Below are 2,734 nucleotides of genomic sequence, written 5' to 3' on the forward strand. Positions count from 1 at the left end.
TCGCCGGCCAGGACGGTGGTGGCGGGTCCGTTGACGGCGGCCAGGTGGACGCCGTCGGGCAGGTCCGTCAGCTCGTCCGCGGGTAGCGGGAAGGATGCCATGGTGCCGGTGCCGGCAAGTTGGGTGAGGGCCTGGGAGCGCAACGTCACCACCGCGATGGCGTCGGGCAGGCTCAGGGCTCCGGCGATGTGGGCGGCGGCGATCTCGCCTTGGGAGTGGCCGATGACCGCGTCCGGGGTGACGCCGTAGTGTTCCAGCAGGCGGGCGATGCCGGTCATCACCGCGAACAGGGCGGGCTGTACGACATCCACCCGCGCCAGAGCATCCTCGTCGTCGCTGGCCAGCACGTCGAGCAGGTCCCAGTCACACCAGCGGGCCAGCTCCTCCTGGCAGGCGGCCAGATGCGCGGCGAACAGCGGCTCTTCGGCCGCCAGCCGGTGTCCCATACCGGCCCACTGCGAGCCCTGGCCGGGGAAGACGAACGCGGTCCTGCCCGGCGCTGTTGTGCCGGGGCCGACGACTAGGGCGGGATGGCCGTTGCCGTCAACCAGTGCGGTCAAGGCGGCCTGCAGCTCCGCGCGGTCGTCGGTGACGATCCCGGCGCGATGCTCGAGCTTGGCCCGTCCGCGCCACAGGTGGGTGGCGAGGGAGCCCGCCTCTACGTCCGGGTGGGCATCCACGAATGCGGCCAGCTGCCCGGCAGCCTCGGCTAGGGCGCTTGGCGTCCGTGCGGAGAGGACCACAGGCACCGGCCGGGACCGCTCCTGCGGTTCCGCATCGGGCTCTTCCGCGGCCTGCGCGGAGGTGGGAGACGCGGATTCCAGGATGAGATGGGCGTTCGTGCCGCTCATACCGAAGGAGGAGACGGCGGCACGACGAGGCCGGCTGGTCTCGGGCCACGGCTGGGGCTCCGTCAGGAGCGCGATGTGGCCGGACTCCCAGTCGACGTGGGTGGTGGGCCGGTCGACGTGCAGGGTGGGCGGCAGTGTGCCGTGCCGCATGGCTTCGATCATCTTGATGACGCCTGCGACGCCGGCGGCGGCCTGGGTGTGGCCGATGTTGGACTTGATGGAGCCGAGCCAGAGGGGTGTTTCGGTGGTGTGGGCCTGGCCGTAGGTGGCGAGGAGGGCCTGGGCCTCGATGGGGTCGCCGAGGGTGGTGCCGGTGCCGTGTGCTTCTACGGCGTCGATCTGTTCGGCGGTCAACTGGGCGTTGGCGAGGGCTTGTTCGATGACGCGTTGCTGGGAGGGGCCGTTGGGCGCGGTGAGGCCGTTGGACGCGCCGTCCTGGTTCACGGCCGAGCCGCGCAGTACCGCCAGGACGGGGTGCCCGTTGCGCTGGGCATCGGACATTCGTTCCAGCAGGACCAGGCCGACACCTTCGCCCCAGCCGGTGCCGTCGGCCGCGTCGGCGAAGGGCTTGCAGCGGCCGTCGGGTGCCAGCCCGCGCTGACGGGAGAAGACCTGGAAGGTGCCCGGCGTGGCCATGATGGTGGCGCCGCCGGCCAGAGCCATGTCGCACTCACCGTTGCGCAGCGCCTGGGCCGACAGGTGCAGGGCGACCAGGGAAGAGGAGCAAGCCGTGTCGACCGTGATTGCCGGGCCTTCGAGACCGAACGTGTACGCCACCCGGCCCGATGCGATGCTCCCGGAGCCGCCCGTGGCGAAGTAGCCCTCCAGATGATCCGGCGCGCCGTGCATCCGCATCAGATAGTCCTGCGAGATGACGCCTGCGAAGACACCTGTGCTGCTGCCCTTGAGAGTGGTGGGGTCGATACCGGCGTGTTCGAAGGCTTCCCAGGCGGTTTCGAGGAGGAGGCGTTGCTGGGGGTCGGTGGCGAGGGCCTCACGGGGGTTCATGCGGAAGAAGTCCGCGTCGAACTCGCCCGCGTCGTACAGGAACGATCCCTTGCGCGTGTACATCTTGCCCGGGGCGTCCGGGTCTGCGTCGTACAGTGCGTCGAGGTCCCAACCGCGGTTGTCGGGCAGGTCACCGAGCGTCTCACCGCCCTCGGCAACGAGCCTCCAGAGATCCTCGGACTGCCTCACCCCTCCGGGATAGCGGCAGGCCATCGAGACGATCACGATCGGATCGTCGTCGACCACGGCCGACACCGCCTTGGGCGCCCGCATCTGCGGTTGCTGGTCCAGCAGCTCGGCTCGCAGGTGTGTGGCGAGCACGGTGAGCGTCGGGTGGTCGAAGACCAGTGTGGACGGGAGCTGGAGCGCGGTGGCGTTGGTGAGGCGGTTGCGGAGTTCGACGGCCGTGAGGGAGTCGAAGCCGAGGTCCTTGAACGGCCGTTGCGGATCGATCGTCTCGGGTCGGTTGTGGCCGAGGACGGCGGCTACGTTGCTGCGGACCAGGTCGAGCAGAAGGCGCTGCTGTTCCGGTTCGCCCAGGGCGGCCAGTTGTTGGACCAGCCCCGAGCGCTGCACAGCACTCGCTCCAGCCGCTGCCCCACGACGCCCCGAAGCCGGAACGAGATCCCGGAGCAACGCCGGCACATCAGCACGTCGGCGGAGACTCGCCGGTTCGATCGGCATACAGACCAGGGAGGCCTCCGCGCGTTCGTCGAGCGCGACGTCGAAGAGCCGCAGGCCCAGTTCCGTGCTGAGTGCGGTGTTGCTGTGGGCGAGTTCTGTGTCGGTGAGGTGGTGGGTGAGGTTGGTGGTGTGTTTCCAGTAGCCCCAGGCGAGGCTGGTGGCGGGTTGGCCGTGGTGGTGGCGGTGGTGGG

General features: G+C 69.9%; 1 protein-coding gene. It reads right to left on the bottom strand.

Annotated features, from left to right (window positions below; translation table 11 throughout):
- On the bottom strand, positions 1–2,734 hold a 2,734-nt coding region (locus tag ACWGI2_RS42015), incomplete at both ends, for a type I polyketide synthase (protein ID WP_453701330.1).

Source organism: Streptomyces sp. NPDC054866 (assembly GCF_053610745.1).